Annotated in this window: 16 protein-coding genes; 2 read left to right on the top strand and 14 right to left on the bottom strand. The window is 69.7% G+C overall.

Going from position 1 to position 23,237, the window contains the following annotated elements; translation table 11 throughout:
- The 9 genes from HNR67_RS29140 to HNR67_RS29180 form a co-directional block, all read right to left on the bottom strand.
- Positions 1-948, bottom strand: coding sequence for a glutaminase (locus tag HNR67_RS29140; protein WP_185005381.1), 948 nt, complete (start codon positions 946-948; stop codon positions 1-3).
- A gap of 52 nt (positions 949-1,000) precedes the next feature.
- Positions 1,001-1,531: a DUF7282 domain-containing protein gene (locus HNR67_RS29145; RefSeq protein ID WP_185005382.1), complete on the bottom strand. Its 531-nt coding sequence runs from the start codon at positions 1,529-1,531 to the stop codon at positions 1,001-1,003.
- Between the two features lie 60 nt (positions 1,532-1,591).
- The gene (locus HNR67_RS29150) at positions 1,592-2,530 is read right to left on the bottom strand and encodes a LysR family transcriptional regulator (protein WP_185005383.1); all 939 of its coding nucleotides are present in this window, start codon (positions 2,528-2,530) and stop codon (positions 1,592-1,594) included.
- Between the two features lie 117 nt (positions 2,531-2,647).
- Positions 2,648-4,414 (bottom strand): ATP-binding cassette domain-containing protein, encoded by a 1,767-nt coding sequence (locus HNR67_RS46400; RefSeq protein WP_185005384.1) that lies wholly within the window; start codon positions 4,412-4,414, stop codon positions 2,648-2,650.
- Positions 4,411-6,114 carry an ABC transporter ATP-binding protein gene (locus HNR67_RS29160; RefSeq protein ID WP_185005385.1) on the bottom strand — a complete coding sequence of 568 codons (1,704 nt, stop codon included), beginning with the start codon at positions 6,112-6,114 and terminating at the stop codon, positions 4,411-4,413. Before HNR67_RS29160 ends, HNR67_RS46400 begins: the two co-directional genes overlap by 4 nt.
- Before the next feature lie 46 nt (positions 6,115-6,160).
- Positions 6,161-6,448 (bottom strand): hypothetical protein, encoded by a 288-nt coding sequence (locus HNR67_RS29165; RefSeq protein ID WP_185005386.1) that lies wholly within the window; start codon positions 6,446-6,448, stop codon positions 6,161-6,163.
- Complete coding sequence (locus HNR67_RS29170) at positions 6,411-8,156, bottom strand: alpha/beta hydrolase family protein (protein ID WP_185005387.1); 1,746 nt, start codon at positions 8,154-8,156, stop codon at positions 6,411-6,413. The genes HNR67_RS29165 and HNR67_RS29170 overlap by 38 nt, the downstream gene beginning before the upstream one ends.
- Positions 8,153-10,867, bottom strand: coding sequence for a class IV lanthionine synthetase LanL (gene lanL / locus HNR67_RS29175; RefSeq protein WP_185005388.1), 2,715 nt, complete (start codon positions 10,865-10,867; stop codon positions 8,153-8,155). Before lanL ends, HNR67_RS29170 begins: the two co-directional genes overlap by 4 nt.
- Positions 10,868-10,939: 72 nt before the next feature.
- Positions 10,940-11,308 (bottom strand): hypothetical protein, encoded by a 369-nt coding sequence (locus tag HNR67_RS29180; RefSeq protein ID WP_185005389.1) that lies wholly within the window; start codon positions 11,306-11,308, stop codon positions 10,940-10,942.
- 570 nt (positions 11,309-11,878) lie between these two features.
- Here HNR67_RS29180 and HNR67_RS29185 point away from each other — a divergent pair.
- Entirely contained in the window at positions 11,879-13,177 is a 1,299-nt protein-coding gene (locus tag HNR67_RS29185) for a hypothetical protein (protein ID WP_185005390.1), read from the top strand.
- 369 nt (positions 13,178-13,546) lie between these two features.
- Here the strand turns inward: HNR67_RS29185 and HNR67_RS29190 are convergent, their stop codons facing one another.
- From HNR67_RS29190 to HNR67_RS29205, 4 genes are all read right to left on the bottom strand, one after another.
- Positions 13,547-14,539, bottom strand: coding sequence for a COG1361 family protein (locus HNR67_RS29190; protein ID WP_185005391.1), 993 nt, complete (start codon positions 14,537-14,539; stop codon positions 13,547-13,549).
- A 1,509-nt stretch (positions 14,540-16,048) separates the two neighbouring features.
- Complete coding sequence (locus HNR67_RS29195; RefSeq protein WP_185005392.1) at positions 16,049-17,041, bottom strand: COG1361 family protein; 993 nt, start codon at positions 17,039-17,041, stop codon at positions 16,049-16,051.
- A 318-nt stretch (positions 17,042-17,359) separates the two neighbouring features.
- Positions 17,360-18,604, bottom strand: a complete 1,245-nt coding sequence (locus tag HNR67_RS29200) for an MFS transporter (RefSeq protein WP_185005393.1) — start codon at positions 18,602-18,604, stop codon at positions 17,360-17,362.
- A 62-nt stretch (positions 18,605-18,666) separates the two neighbouring features.
- Complete coding sequence (locus tag HNR67_RS29205) at positions 18,667-19,095, bottom strand: VOC family protein (RefSeq protein WP_185005394.1); 429 nt, start codon at positions 19,093-19,095, stop codon at positions 18,667-18,669.
- A 109-nt stretch (positions 19,096-19,204) separates the two neighbouring features.
- Between HNR67_RS29205 and HNR67_RS29210 the strand changes: the two genes are divergently transcribed.
- A complete protein-coding gene (locus HNR67_RS29210; protein ID WP_185005395.1) occupies positions 19,205-22,207 on the top strand; it encodes an AfsR/SARP family transcriptional regulator in 3,003 nt (1,000 codons plus the stop codon).
- 1 nt (position 22,208) lies between these two features.
- Here HNR67_RS29210 and HNR67_RS29215 read toward each other — a convergent pair whose 3' ends face one another.
- Positions 22,209-23,144 (bottom strand): TIGR03619 family F420-dependent LLM class oxidoreductase, encoded by a 936-nt coding sequence (locus tag HNR67_RS29215; protein ID WP_185005396.1) that lies wholly within the window; start codon positions 23,142-23,144, stop codon positions 22,209-22,211.
- Positions 23,145-23,237 lie beyond the last annotated feature (93 nt).

Raw genomic sequence — 23,237 nt, forward strand, 5'->3', positions numbered from 1 at the left:
TCAGAACACCGACAACCCGGTGAGCGTGGTGAAGTGGTCCAGCGCGGCCACGCCCGCCACCGAGTTGCCGCGCTCGTCCAGCGCGGGGCTCCAGGTGCACAGCGAGTACCGGCCCGGCACCACGGCCAGGATGCCGCCGCCGACGCCGCTCTTGCCCGGCAGCCCGACCCGGTAGGCGAACTCACCGGCGGCGTCGTAGGCGCCGCAGGTGAGCATCACCGAGTTGACCCGCTTGGCCTCGCTGCGGGAGAGCAGCCGGGAGCCGTCGGCACGCACGCCGTGCCGGGCCAGGAATGACCCGGCCAGCGCGAGGTCACCGCAGGTCATCGCGATCGAGCACTGCCAGAAGTAGTGCTCAAGGACGTCGGCGACCGGGTTCTCCAGGTTGCCGTAGCTGGCCATCAGGTGGGCAAGGGCGGCGTTGCGGTCGCCGTGCTCGGCCTCGGAGCGGGCCACCGCGGCGTCGAAGTCGACCCGGTCGTCACCGCTCTCGGCACGCAGGAAGTCCCGCACCGCGCCGCGGGCGTCACCGGTGAGGGTGAGCAGCCGGTCGGTGACCACCAGCGCGCCCGCGTTGATCAGCGGGTTGCGCGGGATCCCGCTCTCGTGTTCCAGCTGTACCAGCGAGTTGAACGGGTTGCCCGAGGGCTCCCGCCCGACCCGCCGCCACAGCTGATCACCCTCGATGGCCAGCACCAGTGCCAGCGAGAACACCTTGGACACGCTCTGGATGGAGAACGGGGTCCGCCACTTGCCCACGCCGATGGTGTGGCCGGTGAGGTCGGTCGCGGCGAACCCGAACGTGGCCGGGTCCACCGCGGACAACGCCGGGATGTAGTCCGCCACCCGGCCTGCCAGGCCCGCGCTCGGGCCGACCTCGGTGAGGATGCGGGCCAGCACGGCGGACAGCTCACCGGTGTCGGCGGCCTGCTGCTGTGGCGCGGTCATCGGGCTCCTTCGCACTGTGAACCAATGCGACCCTAACAACCGGCGGCCATGATCAGCCCACCGTGTAACGGAACCCTTCGTCCTCGATTTCCGGGTCGTCATCGTCGTCCTCGCGGACCGGGGCGTCCTTGTCCGCGTTGAACTTGCCGTCGCCGTCGTCCACGGTCAGCAGCGCGCGCAGCGAGTGCGTGCCCTGGCCCAGCGCCGGGTCGAGGGTGACCGGGACGTCGCGGTGCGCGCCCGGCTGGATCGGGGTGGAGCCGAGCAGCTTGCCGCTCTGGTCGAAGACCACCAGGTGACCGGCGACCGGCAGTTCGGACTCCTCGATCAGCACCCGCTTGCCGTCACCGCGCTGGTCGTCGGCGTCGATCTCGGTGCGCGGGAAGGACACCGGGGCGAGCAGCTTCGGCTGCTGGATGGCCGGGGCGGGCACCGGGGCCGGGTTGTTGACGCCGGGGATGCCGGTCAGCGGTGCGGGCTGGCCCGGCGTGCTGGGGGCGGCCGCGGCAGTGCAGCCGCCGAGCAGCAGGCCGAGGACGCCGGTGGTCGCGGCCAGGTATCGGGCTCGGTGGTTTGTGTTCATGGCACCTAGTCAAGCCACCGGACCTGGAGACCCGATGAGCCTCAGATGAGCACATCTTCATCAAGTGCCGTGCAGCACCTGGAGGTCGGCGGCGGGCAGCCAGTGGCGGTCCGGGTCGAAGGGCCGGAAACCCGCGCTGAGGTGCTCGATCAGCCTGGGCAGCACCGGGTGGCGGTTGTCGCGGCGCCAGAGCGCGGACCACGGGTAGAGCGGGATCGGGTCCACGATCGGCACCCGCGCGATGCCGGGGTGCCAGGGCACCCGCATGCGTTCGGAGCCGAACATGAAGCGGTCCGGGTCGGTGGCCAGCCGGTCCAGCATGTGTTCCAGGCCGAAGCTGGGGCCCGAGGCGTCGATGGTGAGGCCGAAGTCGGCGCGGTATGCCTGGTAGAAGTCGGCCCACTCGGTGCCGGGTTCGTGGCCGGGCAGCCAGACGATCGAGTCGGCCAGTTCGGTGGGCCGGACCTTCCGCCGACCGGCCAGGCGGTGCTTGCGCCCGGCCAGGAAGTGGTGCGGTTCCAGCAGGGCCGGGAGGTGCTCGATGGCCGGGTCGAGCGGTCCGGCCACCCGGGCGAAGGCCAGGTCCACGGTGCTCTCCAGCAGCGCGGACACCCCGGTGCGCAGGCCCTTGGCCGCCACGATGTCGATCTCGACCTCCGGGTTGGTCTCGTGGAACTCCCGGACCAGCTCGGTCGGCGCGAGCCGGGCGCCGAGCACGTCCACCCGCAGCGGCCGGACCCGGCGGCGCACCGCGTCGACCGCCTGGTCGGCCAGTGCGAGCAGGGCGCGGGCCTGCGGCAGGAAGGCCGTGCCCGCCTCGGTGAGCCCGGCGCCGGTGCGGCCGCGGGACAACAGGGTGGCGCCCAGTCCGGTCTCCAGCTTGGCGATCCGCTTGGAGACCGCCTGCTGGGTCAGGCCGAGCAGGTCGGCGGCGGCGCCGAAGTGCTGCTCGTCCGCGATCGCGACGAAGGCCCGGACCGCGCCGAGATCCAGTTCCACGCCACTCCCTCCACCACCACTGGTTGTCCACAACGCCGGCGGGCCCGCCCGCGCGGTGATCGTGTCGAGTCAACCTGCCCGCACCGCCGGCACTCGGGCCGGGGGCCGGTCGCGCGGTCACCGAGGGTCGGGGATCATCGCTCGCTCGTCGTGCGCCGCCCCGGCTGAGCTGGCTCGCCAGTGCCCGACCAGCGCGGCATAGGCCGGAGTGGTCTCCAGCAACCGCTCATGCGTTCCGAGGTGCACCCGGCTGCCGTCGAGCAACAGCACCCGGCGGGCTCGAACGGCGGAGGAGATCCGGTGCGCGATGACCACCAACGTGCCGCCCCTGGCCACGAAGGCCGCCTCCGCCCGTGCCTCGGCTTCGGGATCCAGGTGGCAGGTCGCCTCGTCCAGCACCACGATGTCCGCGCTGGACAGGTACACCCGCGCCAGCGCCACCTGCTGGCCCTCCCCCGCCGACAGCTGTACGCCGCAGGGACCGAGCCCCGCGTCGTATCCGCCCAGCCGGTCCACCAGCTCCCGGAGCCCAACGGCGTCGACCGCGGTGTCCAGCTCCTGCTCGGTCACCGCCGGATGCAGGTAGCCGAGGTTCTCCCACAGGGTCCCGGCGAAGACGTACGCCTCCTGGGGGATGAACGCGATTCGCGACCGAACCGTCGCCGGGTCCAGCTCCCCGACCGGTGTGCCCGCAAGGGTCACCAGTCCCCCTTGCGGGGAGCGGACGCCGGTGAGCAGCGTCGCCAGGGTCGACTTGCCGATGCCACTCGCACCGGCCACGACCAGGTGGTCGCCGTGGGGCACGTCGAGGTCGAGGTTGTCCAGCACCGGAACGGAGTGCGATCCGTAGCGGAAGGTGACCTGACGGAGGGCGAGGTCCGCCCCGCGCGGCGCGGGCCGGCGCTGGGCAGGGACCGCGGCCTGCTCGACCGGCTCGGTCACCTCGGCCAGGCGGCGCAGGACCACCTCGAGCTGGAGCCAGGGCCCGCTGATCGTCCCAGCCAGCTCGCCGACCGCCGGCGCAAGTGTCATGCCGGCGTAGGTGACGGCGCCGACCAGCTCACCGACCGTGGTGTGCCCGCCACCGGTCAGCCAGGGCGCGAGCAATAGCAGGAGGAACACCGGAGCCTGCGCGCCCAGGCTGATCACGAGGGTGAGCAGCCCGTGCAGCCGGGTCATCCGCCGGGCCGAGCGGGCATGGGCGGTGAACCAGTGGTCGATCTCCGCGCGGGCCCGGTCCACCCCGCCACTGGCCACGACATCACGGACACCGGCGAAGACGAGTGCGGATGACCGGCCGATCTCCTCCTCCTGCACGACCAGCTCCCGGCGGCACCGGGCCAGCCGGGGCAGCAGGAGCCACACCCCGATCCCGGCGGGCACCAGCGGTGCGAGCAGCAGCGGGGTCGCCGCGGGCGCGAGCGCGATCAGTCCGGCGCAGGCGGCGATCAGCCGCAGCAGCAGCGGGCGCAGGGTACGCAGCAGGCCCGCGGTCAACTGGCGGATCCCCTCCGCCAGCTCGACCAGCCTGGCCAGGCCCGCGTTGTCGCCGCGGTCGATCTCGGCCACCGAACGGTGGACCGTCGAGGAGACCAGCCTGCGCACGAGCGAGTCGCGAAGGGGCTCCACGACAGCGGCCAGCTGCGGGAAGATCGCCCGGGTGGCCAGCAGCCCGGCCAGGACCACGAGCAGCAGAACCTCCAGCCACACCAGGCCGGTGAGGTACTGGCCGCGCAGGAAGCCCTGGTCGAGGGCCTGGGAGACCAACAGGCCGGACAGCAGGGCCGGCAGCGCCTCGGGTACCGACCACGCCGCGATCCGCAGCAGTGGCGCTCGCCGCTGGCTCAGTTCGGCCACCAGCAGCCGCCGTCCGGGGTTGGTCACCACTGCTCCAGGGACTCGGGACCGAACACCGCGCGGTAGCGGGGATCCGGCCACAGCTCGACGTGCGGACCAACGGCTCGGATCCGGCCGTCATCCAGCCAGGCGACCAGGTCGGCGCGTGCCGCGGTGGCAGCGCGGTGGGCCACCAGCAACCGGGTCCGGCCGGCGAATCCGGTGGCCAGGGCGCGGGCGATGTGCGCCTCGGTGACGGTGTCCAGGCTGGAGGTCGCGTCATCGAGCACCAGCACCCTGGGGTGCCCCGCGATCGCACGGGCCAGGCCAAGGCGTTGCATCTCGCCGGCGGAGAGCTGGATGTCGGCGAGCGCGGTGTCGTAGCCGCCGGGCAGGCGCTGGATGAAGGTGTCGGCGTCCGCGGCGGTCGCCGCCGCCACCAGCAGGGACCGCCGGCTCCCTGTTCCGGGCGCGATGGCTTCGGCGACCGTGGCCCCGAACAGCACCGGGCGTTCGAAGGCGTAGCCGACCTGCGCCCGTAGCTCCGCCGGGTCGAGTTCCCCGAGCGGCACCCCGTCGAGCAGCACCGTGCCCTGGTCTGGCTCGACCAGTCTGCCGACCAGCGCCGCGAGGGTGGACTTTCCGGCGCCGGAGCGGCCCACCAGTGCCAGCGAGGCTCCACCCGGCACCTCCAGGCTGACCCGGTCGAGCAACAGGTGCCCGCCGTCCACCACCGTGACCGCCCGGAAGGACAGCGCCCCCGTGCCATCGGGCAGCGGACGTGGCACGGCAGTGACGCGCTGGGGCGCCGTGCCGAGCACCTCGGCCACCCGCTGGACGCCCGCCCGGTCGGCGGCCAGCCCGAGCAGTCCGTCGATCTGGCCGAACAGGCCGAGGGCGAGCATCAGGTAGCCGCTGACCGCGAGCAGCTCCGCGGCCGTGAGCCTGCCGTTGGTCACCTCGAACCCGGCCATGGCCAGCACCACCAGCTCGGTCAACGGGACCAGCAGCATCGCGCGCCAGACCATGTTCCGCTGCACCTGCCAGAGGGCATCGCCCGCCGCGGCCAGTTCGGGCAGCGGGCCCAACACCCGGTGCACCTCGCGGTCGGCGGTGCCGGCGGCCCTGATGGTGCGCACGCCCCGCAGCGCGTCGTGCAGGAGGGTGGCCAGCGCGGCAAGGCCCTGCTGGTAACGGAGGTGGAGTCCGGTGGAGCAGCTGAGGAACCGCTTGGCCAGCAGGATCATCGGGGTGACCCCGAGGGCGAACACCGCGCCGAACCACGGCGACATGCCGAACAGCACCACCAGCGCGGCCAGTGCGGTGGTCGCCGCGAGGACACTGCCGGTCAGGCACACCAGCAGCTGCCCGGCGCTGGCCGCGTCGGCGTTGAGGCGGGTGGTCAGCTCACCGGTCGGGAAACGGCTGGCGGCACGCACCGGCAGGGCGAGCACGTGGTCGACGAGACGGCGCCGGATCCACAGGGTCCCGGCGACACAGCAGCCCGTGGCGCTGAGGACGATGAGCACCTGCGCGAGGACGGCGACGGCCACCAGCACACCGAACCGGAGTACCGTCGCCCCTTCCCCGCTGCCGAGGAAGACCGCGTTGATCACCTCGGCCAGTGCTGAGGGCACGACCACCGCGATGACGTTGACCGTCACGGAGGCGAGCACGAACAGCGCGAACCAGCCGGGGCTGCGCAGTGCCGCTCCCACGATGAGCCTGCTGCTGGTGGAACGTGTCATCGATCAGCTCCGCCCGGTCGGTGTGCGGGTTGGGCCGGTCCGGCGGTCAGAGCATGGTGCGCCCACATCCCATGGACATCCCACAGGTATTGGTCATCCCACAGGGATTGCCGCCGCTGGTGATTCCGCAGCCGCTGCTGTTCCCACAGCCGATGTTGACGTTGGTGACACAGCAGCTGCTGCACGCACAGGTGAACGAGCACTGGTTGGCTCCGACCGCGTCCTCGCCCAGCAGCATCTGCAGATCGTCGACGTTCACATCCACCACAACCACCTCTTTCTCGTTGTTCGCCGGATCAGCTCCGGCGAGGTCGGTTTCCGCTGGCGGCAGCACTGAGGAAGTCCGCGACCACGGCGGTCGGCGCCGCGGATCCGATGCCGTCGAGCAGGCTGTGGCCGCCGTCGGGGACTTCCCGGTAGTCGAACTCGGCGCCGGGCCGCCGCCCGGCCGCGATGAGGTGCGCGCGCAGGGTCCGGGAGTGCTGCACGGGCACGGCGTCGTCCTGTTGCCCGTGCAGCACCAGCAGCGGCGCCCGCAACCGCTGGACGCAGTCGATCAGGTCGCGGGGTGGTGCGCCGGATGCCGTGGTCAGACCGCCGTGCCGCTCGACCATGGCGCGGACCGCCGCACTGCCGTCCCGGTGCAGCCGGGGCCCCGAGAGCAGCGGGGACACCGCGGCGCAGCGCGAGAACAGCTCCGGTTCGTCGCAGGCGGCCAGCACCGCCAGGAACGCGCCGAAGCTCGTGCCCAGGATGGCTGGCGGGGGCAGGCCGAGCCGGAGCCGGTGGGACCGCACACTTCGGGCCAGGCAGAGGATGTCCCGCAGGTCGTCCACGCCCCAGCCGCGGTGCAGTCGCCGGTGGTGGTCCTCGCCGTAGCCGGTGCTGCCCCGCTGGTTCGGCGCCACCACCGCGACGCCGTCCGCGGCGAGCCGGTGGAACATCGGCGAGTACCCGAAGCGCCACAGCGAGGCCGGGCCGCCGTGCACGGCGATGACCAGACGTGGCCTCTCGCGCCAGTCCCTGCCGCCGTGGACCACGGCCTCCATCGGCCCCGCCGCACCGGGCACGGTCTCCCGATGGGCCACGGCACGGCCCCGCTTCCCGGCGGCGAAGGCGGACAGCCTGGTCAGGGTGACCGGCTGGTCGGGAGTGGAGAAGGCGAAGACCAGTCCGGCGGAGTTCCACGTCCCTGCCCCTGGAATGTCCCCATCGGGGATCCGGTGCCAGCGGAGCGCGCCGGTCCTGGCGTCCAGCACCGCCAGCCGGGTACGGGCGCCCTGCTGGACACGCAGGGCGAACCGGCTCCCGGCGGGATCCACCGCCAGTGGCGTCACACTGCCCGCCACACCGTCGAGCGCCCGGGGGAACCACAGCGGCCGCTTGCCATCCATTGTGGACACACCGAGACGGGCGCCGTGCCCCGAGCGCACGGCCACCAGCACCAGTCCCGACCGCGGGCCCACCGCGACCCAGTGCCCTGGGCAAGCCACCGGGGACACCGTGCCCGCACCCAGATCCACGATCACCGTCACCGGACCGGTGTCCCGCCACTCGGTCGCCGCGAGGATCCGGCCCGTGGTGTCCAGCCACCGCGCGCCGGTCAGCGGCCGGGGGTGGGTCAGGAGTGGGTCCAGGCGCCCGGACCCGTTGAGCCGCCACAGGGTGGTGTGCCGGTCGGCGACGGTCGTCACCAGGGCCAGGGCGCCGCGATCGGGACTGGCGGCGAGCCGGACCGGGCCCGGTCCGAGCCGGGCGAGGCAGTGCCGGGCCGCCGTCGCGCCGGCGGGCCGGACGAGGAGGAGTTCCTGTTCGCCGGCGGCGGCGCGGAGCAGGACCACCCGTCCGTCACCGGTGGGCACCGGCTGCGAACGCGGGGTCTCGGGTCCGCCGCCCGGCAGCAGGCGGCTCCGCAACCGCTTTCCACCCAGGTCCCAGGTCTCCAGGACCAATTCGCCCGAGTGCAGCCCAGCCAGGCAGGCCGCCTGCCTGCCGTACGCGTCGAAGCGGAAGTTGATCCTGGTCCGGGGCTGCTCCCTCATGCCCCGGCTCCGGCCACGACGGAGAGCCGGGAAACCGGCCGCGAGGGCAGCCACAGCCTTGGCCCGCCCTGCTCCAGTCTCGCCGCGAAGGCGAGCACTCCGGCGAGTCCGGTGCCGTAGTCGACCGTCACCGCGGCCATCGACTCGTCGGCCACCACCATGCGCCCCGCGCACAGCGCGTGCCTGGCCACGATCCGGTCCAGGATCGTCCTCGCACCCTGCCGGTACACCGGGTCGCCCAGGATCCCGGCGAGATCCAGCAGGAACTCACCGGTGCCTGCCAGGCCGTGACAGGCCACCGGGGACTGTGCCCAGGATCCCGCCAGCACGGTCCGGGCGGCCTGCTCGGCCAGCTCGGCGTAGGCGGGCTTCCCGGTTGCCTGCCACAGCCGGGCCAGGAAGGTCCCGATCCCGGCCACTCCCCCGCACCAGGACAGCGGAAGCGGCGCCGGGTGCCGGTCACCTCGCCGGGACGGCCAGCACACCTCCTCGTCCTCGGCGATCACCGCCGAGGTGAGCGCGTGCCCGGCTTGTTCGGCCAGTTCGAGGTAGTCCGGCTCGTTCAGCTCCCGCGCCGCGGCGAGCAGGAACGTGCCGATGCCCGCGACGCCGTGGGCGAACCCGTAGAAGGTGCCGCCGGCCAGTTGTGAGCCGAAGTCGGCGGCGATCGGCCAGAACGCGCCCTCCGGTGTGCGCAGCGCCTCGGCGCACAGGTGATCGGCACAGGCCCGCATCCTGGTCCGCAGTTCGTTGTCCCCGGTGGCCAGCCAGAGGTGCAGCAGGGCCATACCAGCGCCCGCGACCCCGTGGCACACATCCGGATTGGGCCACTGGGTGGGCAACCGGCAGGCGAGTTCCAGTGCCCGGCCCGCATTGTCGTCCTCGCCGAGGGCACGGGCGGCCTCGTACAACGCCCACGCCGTGCCAGCCCGGCCGAAGTGCAGGCCGGGCAACACACTCTCCGATGCGGGCAGTGCCAGCCACATCCAGTCGCTGACCCGCCGGACGGCCTCGTTCAGCTGCTCGTCCGGCTCGGTGCTCGCGGTGAGCAGCACCTGGAGCACACCCGCCGCCCCGTGCTGGACGTTGCAGGGGTCGGTGGCGGCGCCGAAGTCCCCCGAGGGCCACAACCGCCGCGCGTTGCCGGGGTCCATGGTGGCCACGATGTGGGCGAGGCCGTCCCGGACCAGCCGATCACCCGCCACCGGAGCGCGCGGCGGCGACTTCCTGGGTGTGGGCACCGGCGCCGGCCGCCGGATCCCCGCGAGGAAGTCGCGTGCCTGGCCGAGGCTCCAGCGATGCGCCGGATCGTCGGCCAGCAGGCCGGTCAGCAACGGGACCAGCTCCGCGACCCCCGGAGTGGTCACGGCGACCGCGGCCAGCAGCTCGGCGATGCGGTCCTGGTGCGCCCGGCAGGGTGGCCGATCCGGTGCCAGCACCGGATCGGCGCCCACCACGAGGAAGAACAGTGTCGCGCCCAGCGAGTACAGGTCGGCGGCCAGCGACGGCGCGGGGGCGAGTGCGGCCATGGCCTGGGTCTCGGGTGCTCCGTAGGCGAGGGTCAGCACCCTCCTGCTGACCTGCCCCGGCCGGGTGGCGTGCTCAAGATCGACGAGCCGGAGGTCGCGGTCCGGCATGACCATGATGTTGTTCGGCGTCAGGTCCTGGAGCAGCACACCCTGTTCGTGCACGAGCGCCACCAGCTCGACCAGCCTCCTGGCCATGGTCCGGATCTCGGCGCCGCGCCGCTGGTGGCGGTCCGGCTCCCCTGCCGACTCGACCCAGTGCCGCAAGGACCTGCCGGGAACGGTCTCCTGGGCGAGGAAGAGGTTGAGCTGTTGGGCGAACAGCGCGATCCGCCGCGGTGTGATGCCCAGTGGGGCGAGCAGGTCCAGCATGTCGGCCTCGTTGCGCAAGGCGTCCCTGGCGTCGAGACCGTCCACTCCGGACTGCACGTGCGCCCTGGCCTGTTTGAGGACCACCTCGTCCCCGGTGGTGCGGTCGACCGCGCGGTAGACCCCGCCCTTGTTCACGTGCTGGATCGCCTCGCGCACCAGGAACCGGTCGCCGATCAGGACGGTGCCGGGGCGCGGCCGGGTCAGGAGGCCGTCGGCGTCCGCCGGCAGTGGTGACCGCGCCCAGGACGGCGCGGCGAACCAGGGCAACCGCTCGTCGAGGACCAGATCGCCGTCCGGGGCCAGCAGGACTGCTTCGCAGAGGCCGTCCACGGAGTAGCGGGTGCGCCGGATGAACCCGCCGAACCGGTAGTACACCGGGCTGCCGGAGCGGTAGCGCCGGTCGGACAGGACGGTCGGACCGGGCAGCCCGTAGGTCGCGGTGTGCAACTGCTCGGCCAGCACCCGGAACATGGGATCGTCGACGGGGTAGGCGGTCACGAACTTCCCGCCACCGCCGCGTGCGCAGTATCCGGAGACCAGTTCCTTGACCCGGCTCAGCGACGCGGCGAACTTGAACGCGCAGCCGAGCCGGCACAGAACCGGGATGACGCGGCTGAGCACCAGGGGCGCGGACAGCGGGGTCGCCGAGACGTGCAGCTTCCAGCCCTGGTCCGGCCAGGGGTAGTGCGGTGGCTGCACGGCGTGCCAGAACTCGTCGGTTGTGCTGGACCAGTCGGCGCCGCCCTCCCGGTCCAGCACAAGTCGCGCGAACTCCGGCAACGGAAAGCGATCATCCTCGAAATCACCCGGCACGACCACTTCCCCCGATCTGTGCGAAAGACGCCATTCCCATCAATGCCACCGTCACCAGCAGGCGGCCGCGGGTCAACGCAGCGCTATTGAGCTGGCCACTTCTGCCTTGACCTCGACTTTCTGGCCGATTCGCTTCCAGAGCACGACGCGAGCCTCGGCTTCACCGTCCTGCCAGCCGGGTCCGGTGACCTTGCCAACGCCGATGGTCAACTGATGCGGGCGGCCGAAGCACTCGACGGCCACGATGGTCGCGCCCACGGTGTTGTCCTCGGTATTCGCCGTCCCTTGTGCGAGCTGGACTTCCAGCATGGCGAACCGGTCGGCCACCGGGCACCGGTAGCCAACGGTCAAGCGCGCCGAGTTGACGATGACCTGACCCTCCTCGGCGAGTCCGACCTGATATGGACCCTGCGCGGACGCCACCGGTGCGGCCAACAGCACCGTCCCCAGTGTCATCGCCCCGACAACGAGCCCATGATGTTTCAACCGCATAACCCCTCCGATTGAGATTGGCGCAATCCAGACCGAACCGAACGCGCACAATTTTCAGAAGCAATTCGAAGAGTAGCGAGTTGATCATCACATCGACGTGACACAATGGCCTGAGTCATTCTCACGCTCCGTGACCAGCCGACCGGAATCCGTGCCACATGCGGTGACGGCCAGCACCTACCGGCGAACTATCCGACACGATCGGGATGCTTCACAGGGCAACTATCGGGGTACTCGACGAAATCCCGACAAGAAACACCGGGCCGAGCAGGCAAGCGCTTGCCGGCCACGGCCTCCGAACCCTCCGCGCCGCACCTGGAAACCGATGCCACCTGGTCGGGATGCATTCCACCATGGTGTCCCCGAATGTCTCCCTCCGTCAACAATTCCGCACCCGGAAGACTGAGGCCGAAACCATCCTGACGTGTGGTTTACCGCCAGACTGGACACCTCTAAACTACAGCAAGTATGGTCCGCAATTTTGTCAGATCGAGACTTGTCGCACTGCCCGTAATCGCGATGTCCCTGGCACTGTTCTCCCACACACTGCCGGCGACCGCCGAGCCGCCCGCTCCCCCCACTGATTCCAGATATGCCGCATTGCTGGCAGCCATCGACCCACCACCCACACCAGACAAAGTGTTTCCCGCCTTGACGGCGAGCGAGAAAGAACTCAACTTCGTAGCGGAGACCGGCTGCCACTCAGGGAGGCTGGACAAACGCACCTGCGATATGAGCGCGAAGCAGATCGAGAAACTCCTGCCGAACCTCCAGGACGAGACAGCGGCGCTCCGCGCTGCCGCGATGTCCGACCCAGCGGCACAAGCCATGACTTCAGGACAACGCACCACGGCGGATATCACCAAGATCATCGAAAACGCCACGAAAATCAGCAAGAATCCCGCCGTGAAGAAGCTGACCGACAAGGCCAGCACCTTCGCCGACTTCGCCTCCCGAAGCAATACGGGAACCGGCGCCGCACTGGGCGAACAGACAGTCTTGGAGTATGCCAAGGCTGCTATTTATCTGGCCTTGAGCTTTCGTCCACCTCTCGGCGACCTACTCTCCTTGGCAGAGGCGATCTCCAGCGGAAACATAGAACAGGGCATCGTTGCCGTCATCGGGTTGACAGCCTTCGCCATCGGCCTTGCCTTCCCACCGCTGGGCGCGATCATCTCCGTCGGACTGGCAATCTACGGCGTTGGAAAGCTCGTGTGGTCCTACTTCCGAGCCAAACCCAGGGACTGGATCCAGGAGCCGCCCAGCACCCCGCGAGACCTGTTCAAGTCCGGCGCCGACATCAAGTGGACAGAGCAGAAGGTAAACGGAGAAGCCGCGAATGTTGTCTTCAGCAAGAACAAGCTGATCGCAACGCAGACCATGCTACTGAACTCCAGGTGGACCGAATACAACAAGGACCGGAAGCCTGTCAACTACACTATACCGGCCGGAGTTCAGTATAACTACGCGAGCACTCTATTCTATTTGGAGATGTTCGAGGCTGTACTCATCGTGTGGCAGGACGGAAAACCCAGCATTGCCGAATGCTCAATCCCCGGCTACGACGGCGCGAACTCTTCGATCCGCTGCGGCCGACTAACTGATTCGGTAACAATTTCAGCAACGAAAGGCGCGACACTTGAGGTGAGGTACATTCTCAAAAATCACGAAAAACTTGACACAGTATGCAAACCAAAGCCCAGCCCGCCATGTATTGTCAGAGGCATCCTCCCTTCGCTGAGCAAGCTGGACGTACTCTCCGAAGGAAAGGTCACTGTGCCAATCTTGCTCCCATTTGCCGTGGGAGTCCAACCCTGAGCAGATCGGGCAAGAATTCCAGCACTGTCACGACCCAGTGAGTGCAATTCTCGACAGCCCCGCACCTTCGCCGTCTCAACACGGCACTGGCTGAGGTGCCAGCGTTCAGGTGACCTGCTGGCACCTCAGCCATTACTGCGAAAGCACTCAGGCGAGCCGCGCTGATGCCAGTTCTCCTTGTGCCGCAAGGGACCGGAACGCCGCAGGCCAGCCTTCGGTCCGCCGGCGTCCCACCCGGATCAGGCAGACGGCGCGGCGCGGAACCGTGCTGGACCTCCCGCGCACGCGCCACCGAATTTCCGCCGGATTTCCCGCCTGTGCGTGGCTGCCCGCCGGTCGGATCCGCGACCGGCAGGCAGCCACAGTTGATCAATTGCCGCCAAGACGCAGGATGCCATTCCCACCCAGTGTCGAAGAGGTACTCTGCAGATCAACCGAAAGTGGCTCGTCCAAGCCATCCCGCGGTGCCGCACTCCTGGTTACCAGCGCTACGCCCTGCCGCTGCCCCTTCGGGCCATTGGGGACGGCTTTGACCGGGATGCGGAACTCCTTCGATTTCCCGGGTTCGAGATTCCCGATTTCGCAGTCGACGATCTCCGGCACCGCCGGGTCGGGATCCTTGAGAGTCATGCTGCAGCCGGTGGGCAGCGAGCCGGCCGTGCTCGTGTTCACATACAGCGCGGTGACCAGCTGCAGGCGGACCTTGTACGCGACCTGATCCCCGATGTTGTACACCCGGTACATGGCTTCGGAGGGCTTGTCCGACACGATCGCCGTGGACGCCAGCAACGCGAGTCGTGGCCCAGCCTGTACCTGTCGATCGTAATCAGGCGCCGGCACCGGAAGGGAGATCACCCCGCCGGGAACGGCGATGTTGTCGGTGATGTTGCGCTCGGGGTCGCTGTGCGCCTGGGCGGAACGCACGATCGCGACACCGTAGGTTGGCACGGCGGGCGCGCCTTTGTAGACCTTCAGCGGCAAGGTCACCTCCACACGCGCGTTGCGCTTGAGCGGCGCGATGGTGCACTTGACTACCTCAGGGACCCGGTAATCCTTGTTCTGGTAATACATGACGCATCCGGTCGGCAGCTTCTTGTCGCTGTCGATATTGACCAGAATTGGCGTGGTGTAGTACAACTCCGCGTTCCCGACCATGTCGCGCCCGTGGTTGATGACCGTCATGGCCCGATCGGTCGACCCACCGGGAACGAATTCCGCCCCGCCCCGCATCAGGTACAGGTCAACGTCGCCAGCCGGCACCTGCCGACCCTCGACCGCCTGAGATACCCCCGACGCTGCCAGCAATGCCGCCATTGCCACCACGCAGCCAAGCATCGCGAGGCCACGACTTCGCAAACTCACCGTAACCACTCCTTGTCCAGAACCGGTAGAAGACTTGCCTATTCGAGTGTTTCAGGAACGACAATTGCCGTCCATCGGGTTCACGCAACAGGAAACCACCCGCCGATCGAGTGAACGATCAGTTACGTGTTGTATCCATCAACTCATAGACGGCCGACAAGATGACTAGGTATAAATGTATTAAAGCGCAACCTACTTCTTTCCGTCACCCGCCGAAGCCGAGGCGCGCACCGACTCGGAATGCCACACTCCACAACGCCGAGCGGACGCTGACCCGAAGTCCCTTCGACCTGACACGGTGCCGTTGAGCAGGGCGGACACCCGGGAGACAGGCCCTTCATCGCGACGATGTCGACGTCTGGGCTGTCCTCGTGGAACTCCCTGATCAGCTTGGCCGGGGCGAGCCGGGTCCCAAGCACGTCCGCGCGCAGTGGCCGGTCACACCAGCGGAGCGCGGTGCCCAGTCCAGCCTCCAGCTTGGCGAATCGCTCCCGGTTCTACCGGCCGGCGACCGAGCCCGGGAGCACGCCGATCGATCACCCACTCGACCAGGCCATCCGGTCGGGATGCATCACACCATGGCGATCCCGAATGTCTCCTGTGCCGACGATTCGACACTCGGACAGCTGAAGCCCAACCAGTATGATGTGTAATCTACCATCGAATCACACACCCCCAGAATTCAGTAATTGTGGCCCGACATCTGTACATATCGAGACTTCTGACGTATTCCATAATCGCGGTATCATTGGCATTGAGGTGATCTCAGCAAGTCAGCGGCCAAGGAAACCTACTTCAGCGGACTGATCCACTTGAAGTCGCTCGAGGCCGCACTTATCGTCTGATCGGACGGTAAACCCAGCACTACCGAATACTCAAACCAAATCCACCATGACTTGAACACTAAGATCTACCGCAATCGACCATCTAGCCAGATAACAATTTTGGCAACGAAAAGTGCAACACTTGAAGCGAGATACATTCTCGACGATCCCGAACAACTCGACGGCGCATACACGCCATGCAAACCCAAGCCGCCATACACTCAGACTGGCCCATTTGGCGAAAAATTGAGGAGCTTCCTACGGGCACCTTCCAAAGACCAAAAGAGGTTAGTTTCTTTCTTCCTTTCTCGGCAGGAATCCAACCCTGAGCAGCTCCGGCGACAGTTCAGCATACTGGCTGAGGTGCCAGCGCACACTGACCTGCTGGCACCTCAAGCCCGCGCAACGGCCAGGCAGCCTGGGCAAGATCGCCGGGTGGCGCCCTACTGACCGCAGCCCGGCGCGGCCTTGGGCGCGTAGCCGAGCTGACTGAGGAACTCCGCGCCCCCGCTCCGGGTGACCTCCTCGGCGACCTCGTCTGCCTCGGCGACCGTGCGGATCACTCGGATCAGCACCTCTTGCCCAGACGGGAAATGGCGCGCCGCCAGCTCAGCCAGCACCCGGGTGGTCGCCGCGTTGTCGGCGACCGGATCCGGGTGCTGTACTGGGCCAACTGGATCCCGGCCTACCTCGGTGGCGATGTCGGGACACCGCTGATGAGCGGTCCGTGGACCATGCCCTGCGCAATCGTCACCTCCGATTGAAGGGCGTCCCGGGACGCGCCGCCTCTGGTCACCAGGGCCACGCCTTGCAGCTGCCCAATCGGACCACCTGGGACGGCCTTCACCGGGATCCGGAACTCCCTCGACTTGCCAGGGGCCAGATCGCCGATCTCACAGTCGACGATCTCCGGCACCGCCGGGTCGGGGTCCTTGAGCACCATGCCGCAGCCGGCCGGTAGCGGGCCCGCGGTGCTCGTGTTCACGTACAGCGAGGTGACCACCTGCAGCCGGACCTTGGGCGCGGGCTGATCCCCCATGTTGTAGATCCGATACACCGCTTCGGTGGGCTTGTCCGGCACGGCCGCCGTGGAGGTGTGCAACGTGAGTCGCGATCCGGCGCGCGACTGCCGGGCCTGACCGTTCGCGGCGATCGCGGGCAGGGAGATCACCCCGCCCGGAACCGCGATGTTGTCGGTGATGTTGCGCTCGCGGTCCTTGCCCGCATCGGCCGGCCGCGCGATCGCGGCGCCATAGGTAGGCACCGGCGGCGCGTTCTGGTAGATCTTCAGCGGCAAGCTCACCTCCACCCGCGCGTTGTGCTTGAGCGGAGGCAGGGTGCACTTGACGACTTCGGGGACCCGGTAATCCTTGTTCTGGTAGTACATGGCGCAACCGTCCGGCAGCTTTTTGGTGCCGTCGATATTGATGAGAATAGGGGTGGTATAAAACAGCTCCACGTTCCCGACCATGTCGCGCCCGTGGTTGATCACGGTCATCGCCCGTTCGACCGAGCCACCGGGAACCAGCTCCGCACCACCACGCATCAGGTACAGGTCCACGTCGTCCACCGGCGCCCGCGAGGGCTCCACCGCCTGCGAGATCCCGCAAGCGGCCAGCAATGCCGCTGTTGACACCATACAACCGAACAGCACAAAACCACGACTGCCCAACCCCACCGCCAACACCCCTTAGCTGGAAACGGCAAACGACCCATTTCAGGTGAGCGTTGCACCAAACCCAAGCACCGGCCACCGAGATCACTCGAAGGAGGATGACCAACCCACGTTAGCTGGATACAACACCACCAATGGCTGACCAGAAGCCGGGCGAACGCCCCCTCAGCGCTGAATGCCGCATTCCGCCAGGCTCATTGGATGCCTGCTCGAAGTCTGGGCGACCTGATGCGGAGTTCGACCATCCGCCCGGCGGCAGCCGCCTGCGCGCTACTGCTCACCACCCTGGCGGAGCCGGTCCGCCCGGACAACCAACCGCGATCACGGTGTCCCGGATGTGCCGCAGAAGGCCGCGGTGCGACCCAGCGACAGGGTGGCGGCGGCCGCGATGAGCATGAAGGCGGCGATCACCAGCATGCCGGACCGGTAGTCACCGGTGAGATCCCTGAGCCAGCCGGTCAGGTAGGGCGCCAGGAAACCGGAGGTATTGGCCAGCGAGGCGATCAGCGCGATACCCCCGGTGGCGGCCGGACCGGTGAGGATTCCGGCAGGCAGCTGCCACCACACCGGCAACGTGATGAAGGCGCCGACCGTGGTGACCGTGATCGCCGCCATCACCAGCACCGGCGAATCCAGGTACAGCGCGGCGGCCAGTGCCAGCCCGGCCGGGATCAGCGGCAGCGCGATGTGCCGGATCCGTTCGCCTGCCCGGTCGGATCTGCGCGCGTAGAACCACATCGAGGCCGCCGCCAGTGCGGAGGGGATCGCGGTGATCAGGCCGATCGCGTAGGTGGACGGGCCGCCGGGGCCGGTGCGGAAACCGGCCACGATCTGCGGCAGGAAGAAGGTCAGCGCGTACAGGCCGCCGCTGATGCCGAAGCCGATCAGCGCGATGACGTAGACCCGGCCGTCCCGGAAGGCCGCGCGCAGCGAACCACTGCCGTGCGTGCTGATCTCGGCCTGTTCGGCGGTGAGCGCGGCCCGCAGCGCGGCGGTCTCCTCGGCGGGCAGCCACCTCGCCTGCTCGGGGCGGTCCGGCAGCAGTTTCAGCACCAGGCCGCTGAGCAGGATCGCGGGCAGGCCCTCGGCCAGCAGCATGAACCGCCAGCCGGCCAGGCCGAAGGCGTTGACGTCCATGAGCACCGTGGAGATCGGGGTGCCGATGGCCACGGTGACCGGCACGGCGAGCATGAACAGCGCGGTGTAGCGCCCGCGCTGCCGCCGGGGGAACCACTCGGTCAGGTACAGGATCATGCCGGGCAGGAAACCCGCCTCGCACATGCCGAGCAGGAAGCGCAGCAGGTAGAAGCCGGTCTCGTCCTGGATGAACGCGGTGGACGCGGCGCAGATCCCCCAGCCCAGGGTGATCACCGCGATCCAGCGGCGGGGGCCCACCCGGCGCAGGACCAGGTTGCTGGGCAGCTCGAAGAGGGTGTAGCCGACGAAGAGCAGCCCGGCGCCCAGGCCGAACACCGTTGCGCTGAAACCGAGATCGGCGTTCATCCGGACCGCGGCGATGCCCACGTTGACCCGGTCCAGGTAGTTCACGAAGAACAGCAGCGCCATGAACGGCAACAGCCGCCGGCCCGCGCGCCGGACGGCGCAGGCCAGCGGATCGGGGTGGACCGTCAGTGCACGCAGAACTCGTTGCCTTCCACATCGGCCATGGTCACGAAGTACTGGCCGCGTTCCCGGCCGGTGCGCAACACCGATCCGCCGTGCCCGCGCAGCTCGGCCACCAGCGCGTCCACCTTGGCCTGCCGGGCAGGCAGCGCGTCACCGGGAGCGGTGGCCTGGATGTCCAGGTGCAGCCGGTTCTTGCCGTCCTTGGCCTCGGGCACACCGAGGAAGCAGACCCGGTCGCCGCTGTCCGGATCGGCGATCGCGGCGAACCTGGCGTGCTCGTTGGCCGGGAAACCCTTGGCCAGCTGGTACTCCAGCCAGCTCCGGTGGCCGTCCAGCGGTCTCTGGATGGGATAGCCGAGCGCGACGGACCAGAAAGCGGCCATCCGGTCCGGGTTGTGGCAGTCGACAACCACCTGGAACTTACGTGCCATGCCCTCAGCATCCAGGATCACCCGGAACGTGCCTACGCCACCCGGTGGATCAAGGCCTGACCCGGATGTGCACTGGCGGCAGGCCGAACCCGGCGCGGATACTGCGCGGGTGCGTTTCCGCCTGCTGGGCCCCGTCTCCGTGCTCGGCCCGACCGGCGCCGCACTCGCGTTGCCCGGCAAGCGCACCAGGGCGTTGCTGGCGCTGTTGCTGCTGGACCGGCCGGGCGCGGTCAGTCAACGCCGACTGCTGGACACGGTGTGGGCCGGGCAGAACCCCAAGGACCCGGTGAACGCGCTGCACCTGCAGATCGCCAAGCTGCGCACCGCCTTCGCCGCCGCCGATCCGGAACCCCGGCTGCACTCCGAGCACGGCGGCTACCGGCTGGTGGTGCGGCCGGGCGAACTCGACGTGGAGGAGTTCGGCACCGCGCTGGCCAGGGGTCGCGGCCAGCTCGCCGCGGGCAGGCAGGCCGAGGCCGCGGCCACCCTGCGGGCCGCGCTGGCCTGCTGGCACGGACCGGCGCTGGCCGATCTCGCCGATCTGGCCTTCACCGAACCGGAACGGGCCAGGCTGACCGAGTTGCGGCTGACCGCGGTGGAGGCGGTGGCAACGGCCGAGCTGGGCCTGGGCAGGCATGCCGCGCTGATCCCCGAGCTGACCGCGCTGACCACCGAGTACCCGCTGCGGGAAAGCCTTGCCGGGCAACTGATGCTCGCCCTGCACCAGTCCGGCCGCCAGCCGGAGGCGCTGGCCGTCTACTCGGGCCTGCGCGCGCACCTGGCCGAGGAGCTGGGCGTGGACCCCTCGCCCGAACTCCAGGAACGCCACCTGGCGGTGCTGCGCGCGCCCCTGCCTACCGGTCGGTCGGCGCCGGGTCCGGCCAACGGGAACCTGCGGCATCCGTTCAGCGCGTTCATCGGACGCACGGCCGAACTGACCCGGATCGCCGCGCTGGTGGACCGGCATCGCCTGATCACCCTCACCGGACCCGGTGGCGTCGGCAAGACCAGGACCGCGCTGGAGGCGGGCAGGCAGCGGCTGGGCGGGCCTGCCGACGGGGTGTGGCTGGTCGAACTGGCCCCGCTGCCCGCGGGTGGGGAGGTGCTGGAGGCGGTCAGCTCGGTGCTGCTGCCCGATGAGGGCACGGGCAGCCACGCCAGTCCGGCCGGGCTGGAGCGGCTGATCGGCTACCTGCGCGGCCGGGATCTGTTGCTGGTGCTGGACAACTGCGAGCACGTGGTGGACAGCGCGGCCACCGTGGTGCGCACCCTGCTGGAGCGCTGCCCCGGCCTGCGGGTGCTGGCCACCAGCCGGGAGGCGCTGGCCCTGGACGGCGAGCACCTGGTCCCGCTGGCCCCGCTGGAGCTGGCCGAGGCGGTCACCCTGTTCCGGGACCGGGCCGGGCTGCTCGCCGCCGACCTGCCTGCCGACGCCGACACCACCGCGGCCGTGCACCGGGTCTGCCACCGGCTGGACGGCCTGCCGCTGGCGGTGGAACTGGCCGCCGCGCGCACCCGGCTGTTCAGCGTGGCCGAGATCGAGTCCGGACTGGACGAGCGACTCCGCTCCTGGGACAACACCAGCCGCGGCGCACCGGCCAGGCACCACACCCTGCGCACGGTGCTGGACTGGAGCTACGAGCTGCTGCCCGAGCGGGAGCGGCGGGTCTTCACCGCGCTGTCGGTCTTCCCCGGCGGCTGCGACCAGGACGCCGCCGAACGGGTCTGCGCCGACGAGCGGCCTGCTGCCGGGCAGGTCATGGCGGTGCTGGCCCGGCTGGTGGACAAGTCACTGCTGGTGCCGGTCCGGGACGGCGCCGGGACCCGGTTCCGGATGCTGGAGACGGTGCGCGAGTTCGCCTGGTCGGCCATTGACTGCCCTCGGCGGCTGGCCGAACTGCGCCGCAGGCACGCCGAGGCCATGTACGCACTCGCCGAACAGGCATACATCGGCCTGCAATCACCGCGGCAACGGCAGTTCATGACCAGGCTGCTGGCCGAACTGCCCAACATCCGCGCGGCCGCGGCCTGGCTGCTGGAACAGCGCGCGGCCAACCGGGCGATGATGCTGCTGGGCATGCTCGGCTACTTCTTCTACATCAGCGGCCGCGAGGTGGAGGGCAGCGCGTTGCTGGCCAGGGCGGTGGCCGCGCACGACGAGCGCCCCGAGCCGGATTCGGACCGGCCGTTCACCCTGGCCCTTGGCTGGCGGTGTTTCCTCGGCGTCTCCAGCGGGACACTGGCCGATCCGTGGCCGGAGGTGCAACGCCTGCGCGCGGTGTACGAGTCCAGCGCCAACCCGGAGGTCATCACCGACACCCCGATCACGGTGGCCTGGATCGCGGTGCGGCTGCGCGATCCCGAGGAGGCCGACGCCTGCCTGCGCACGGCCGAGGCCGGGGTGTCGGCCTCGGGCAATCCGTGGCTGCGCTCGGCGCTGGACGGGGTGTGGTCGGACAAGCACCGCCAGGACGGCGATGTGGCCGCCGCGATCGCCAGTTCGCTGGCCGCGCTGGGCTTCTCCGAGAGCATCGGCGACGACTTCGGCATCGTGTACTCCCAGCTCCGCCTCGGCGACGCCGAGGAGCACGCCGGGCACCTGGACCAGGCGCGCAAGCGGTGGACCCAGGCCAGGGACGCCGCGCTGGCCAGCAGTTCGCCGGTCAAGCACAGCTATGCCGAACTGCGCCTGGCCTACCTGGACCTGACCGAGGACCCCGGCACGGCCGCGGCCACCCTGGTCCGGGTCCGGCGGGTCGCCGAGGACCTGGCCATGGACGACCTGCTCGCCGCGGCCGCCAACCTGCAGGGCCTGCTGCACCGCGCGGCAGGGGAACTGGCCGCGGCCACCGAGGCGTTCCAGCGGGCCTGGGAGCAGCGCCGGGCCTACCCGGTGCGTTCGGTGGTGGCCGCCGCGCAGCTGGCCCTGCTCAGCGAGGACCACGAGCACTGGGCCGCGCTGGCCGGGCAGACCCTGGACACGGTGACCGACCGGCTGGCCCTGGCCAGTCTGCGCACGGTGCTGGCAGCGGAGACCATGCCCGCGCTGGTGGCGTTGCGGGCCCGGCTGCCCGAGCGGCCGGTGGCCACCGCGCTGACCGCGCTGGCCTGAGTCAGTCGCGCAACCCGCGGTGGAACTCCCCGGCCAGGTCCAGGAGTTCGGCCGGGCCGCCCGCGGTGAGCTGGAGGTCCAGGATCACCTCGTCCACGCTGTCGGCCAAGGCGGTGCGCAGGTAGCCGGTGAGCTGCTCGACGGTGCCGCGGCCGGGCAGCATCGAGGGATCGGCCTGGTCCGCGGTGAGCCGCGGGGTGATCCGCAACGGCGTGCGGAACACCGCCGGGTCCCGGCCGAACCGCTCGGTCTGGGCACGCACCAGGTCCACCGTCGCGGCCAGCGCGGGCAGCGGCAGGTCCGCGGCCAGCCAGCCGTCCGCCCGCCGGGCCGCCCGCAGCAGTCCGCGCGGGGTGGAACCGGCCAGCAGCAACGGCGGCCGGGGCGACTGCCGCGGCCTGGCAGGCACAGTCGACCGCGGCACTGTCCACAGTGGACCCTTGTGCTCGACCGGATCCCCGGTCCACACCGCCTCCAGCACGTCCAGGGTCTCCTCCAGCCGCGCGCCCCGGCCACTCCAGGGCACCCCGGCGGCCTGGTACTCATCACTGGACCAGCCCAGTCCGATGCCCACGTCCAGCCGTCCGCCGCTGAGCTGGTCCAGGGTGGTCAGGGTGCGGGCGAGCAGCACCGGCGGCTGCCAGAGCGCGTGCAGCGCACTGGTGCCCAGCCGGACCGAGCTGGTGGCGGTGGCGGCCAGGGTGAGCAGGGTCAGCGGGTCCAGGAAACTGCCGTGCTCAGGGGGAAAGCCGCCGTGCGGACCGGGGTGGTGCTCGCCGGGCAGCAACGGCAGCAGCAGCCGGTCGGAGACCCACAGGCTGTCGAACCCGATCTGCTCGGCCGCCGCGGCCACCTCCAGGGTGAGCGCCGGATCGGCGAAGTGGCCGTACTGCGGTAGCGCGAGCCCGAGCCGGGCCCGGACCGGGGTGCGCCGCATGCGCACACCTCCCTCGTGGACTGCGCACAGCACGCCACGGCCTTCTGTACCCGGCCTGTCCTCAGTCTGTCCGGGGTGCCGCGCCCCTGACAC

Origin of the sequence: Crossiella cryophila, from assembly GCF_014204915.1 — a bacterium.
Lineage (GTDB): Bacteria > Actinomycetota > Actinomycetes > Mycobacteriales > Pseudonocardiaceae > Crossiella > Crossiella cryophila.